This window comes from Billgrantia campisalis (assembly GCF_022341425.1).
Classification (GTDB): Bacteria; Pseudomonadota; Gammaproteobacteria; order Pseudomonadales; family Halomonadaceae; genus Halomonas; species Halomonas campisalis.
In genome coordinates this window covers 1-2407 of sequence record NZ_JABFUC010000034.1, presented here as the reverse complement: position 1 = coordinate 2407, position 2407 = coordinate 1, and the positions used below count along the sequence as shown (strand labels likewise).

The 2407-nt window shown below is 68.0% G+C and carries 2 protein-coding genes; both read right to left on the bottom strand.

Translation table 11 applies throughout. The annotated features are described in order from the left end of the window. Positions 1–68: 68 nt before the first annotated feature. A complete protein-coding gene (gene istB, locus HOP52_RS19440; protein ID WP_238979184.1) occupies positions 69–842 on the bottom strand; it encodes an IS21-like element helper ATPase IstB in 774 nt (257 codons plus the stop codon). Next, positions 835–2358: an IS21 family transposase gene (istA, locus tag HOP52_RS19435; protein ID WP_238979183.1), complete on the bottom strand. Its 1524-nt coding sequence runs from the start codon at positions 2356–2358 to the stop codon at positions 835–837. Before istA ends, istB begins: the two co-directional genes overlap by 8 nt. Positions 2359–2407: the final 49 nt, after the last annotated feature.

The window sequence follows — 2407 nt, the reverse complement described above, 5'->3', positions numbered from 1 at the left end:
TATCCGGCGTCAACTACTTTGACCGGTCGGCGACAATTAAAATGACCGGTTGGGTGGGGTTGTTGTCGTCAGCCTGACGACGCGACCTTTCCTCCTTGTAATTGACGCTGATAGGCGCGTTTCCGGTAACTCTCTCCGCTCAGCTCCAGCAGCGTGGCGTGATGCACCAGCCGGTCGATGGCGGCCACCGCCATCATGCTGTCAGGGAAGATACTGTCCCAGGCGCTGAACGGCTGATTGGCGGTGATGATCAGGCTGGCCGACTCGTAGCGGTGGGCGATCAGCTCGAACAGCACCGAGGTCTCGGCCTCGCTGCGCTTCACGTAGCCGATGTCGTCAATCACCAGCACGGCGTACTTGTCGAGCTTGATCAGCGCATCGCTCAGCCGCAGGGCCTGCTTGGCCGCCTGGAGCTCCTGCACCAGGCTTGAGGCGGTGGCGTAGCGGATGCGGTAGCCCTGGTCGATAAGGGCATGCCCCAGTCCAGCGGCCACATGGCTCTTGCCCACGCCGGAGGGGCCGAACAGCAGCAGATTGTGGGCCTGGTCGACCCACTGGGTGTCGCCCGCCAGGGCAGTCAGCTGCCGGCGGTGCTCGGTCGCGAGCGCATCGAACTCGAAGGTCTCAAGGGTCTTGCCCACCGGCAGCCGGGCTTCCTTGAGGTGGCGCGCCAGTCGGCGCCGCTCACGCTCGGCCAGTTCGTGCTCGCACAGGGCGGCCAGCGTCTGCGGCAGGCTCCAGCCCTCGGCTTGGGCGCGGGTCTCCAGTTGGGGCCAGCAGGCCGCCACGGTGGGCAGGCGCAGCTGCCGCAGCAGCAGCGGCAGGGTCTGGGCGTCAGGCATGACAGCGCACCTCCGTGGCCGGCGTGGCGGGGATCAGGACGTCGTAGCTGGCGATCTCATGCTGGGTGACTTGGGGGAAGGGGACCGTCTTGCTCGGTGTGGCGGCGAAACGCGCCTGTAGCTCGGCCAGCGACGGGTTTTCCCCCCGCTGCAGTGCGCCCAGCCAGTAGGTGGCGATCGCCTCTGCCTGGTCCTGCTCGGCGGCCAGCGCCAGGGCGCCGACGATGCGCTTGCAGGCCTCGGCGACCGGCCACTCGCTGGCTAGCCGAGCGTACAGCTCGCGCCAATCGGCCCCCGGTAACAGCTCGTCGCGAAACGTCAGCCCCGCCAGCGCCCGGGGCTTGCGAACCAGCCAGCCGATCACGTGGCGGTAGTCGATCGCCCTCAGGCGCCCACTCTCCGGCGTGGCATGCAGGCGCGGCAGCGTCAGCAACACCTGCTGTGCGTGGTGCAGCACCAGGCGGTCATCGTAGAGGTGCACGCGTAGTCGCTCGCCGATCAGCCGGGATGGCACCGAGTAGAGCACCTTGCGCACCTGGATGGTGCTGGAGCTAGTGACGCGCACCGTCAGCTCGCCGTAGTCGGTCCCGGGCCGGCTGGGCAGTGGTTGTAGGGCGCCACGCTCGACAGTGATACGGGCCGCGTTACGGCGGTTGATCGCGGTGGCTACTTCATCGAGGAACGCCTGGTAGTCATCGAGGCTGGTGAAGTCTTGGGAGCCGCGCAGCGCCAGGCGCTGCGTGAGGCGCCGCTTGAAGTGGCCATGTGGCGACTCGATGCTGGCGTTCTCGTGCCCACGTCCCCGGTTGTTGCGGGTCGCCGTCATGCCGTAGTGCGCACACAGGGCCTCGTAGCGCTCGGTGAGGTCCGTCTCGGCCTCCCGTCCCAGGTTGCGGAAGGCCGCCGACAAGCTATCGGTACGGTGCTCCGCGGGGACCCCGCCGAGGCGCTCCAGGGCGCTGGTCAGGCCTTCGGCCAGGGCCGGGTAGCTCTCGCCGCCCAGCACCACGCGCACATAACACCAGCCGCTGAAGGCCAGGCGGAAGTGATAGAGCCGATGATCCAGCGGCTTGCCGGCGATCGTGATGGCGATGCCCTTGAGCTCGGTGAAGTCGGAGAGGCCGCGCAGCCCGGGGCCGTGGGTCTGCGGGAACATCACCTCCTTGTCCGGGCCGTGGGCGGCTCGCCAACCCTTGACCCGGCGCTGCAGGGTGCGCAGCAGGCTATCCGGGTACTGGCCGGGATACTGTTCCTGCAGCCACTCCAGCAGCGTCAGCGCCTGCAGATTCGGAGCGGCCGCCAGCTGGGGGACGACCACGCCATCCCAGACCTCGGCGAAGGGGTCTGGCCGGGTTCGCCAGTGGCGAGGTGCCGATGGTTCGGGGGATTCAGCCCGGCGTTCGAGGCGCCGAGCGGTACTGACTGAGAGGCCGGCCTTGGCGGCGGCGACGGGCTGAGTCTGGCCTTGTTGACGTTGCGACATATAGAGCGTGACCTGTTGGCTGGTGACCGCCATACCGGCTCCCTGGTGGGTCGGAACAAGCGGTCAAGCTTAGGGCAACCGG

Excerpts from the sequence above, each read along its gene's own strand:
- istB (WP_238979184.1), bottom strand. The coding sequence starts at position 842 with ATGCCTGACGCCCAGACCCTGCCGCTGCTGCTGCGGCAGCTGCGCCTG.
- istA (WP_238979183.1), bottom strand. The coding sequence starts at position 2,358 with ATGGCGGTCACCAGCCAACAGGTCACGCTCTATATGTCGCAACGTCAA.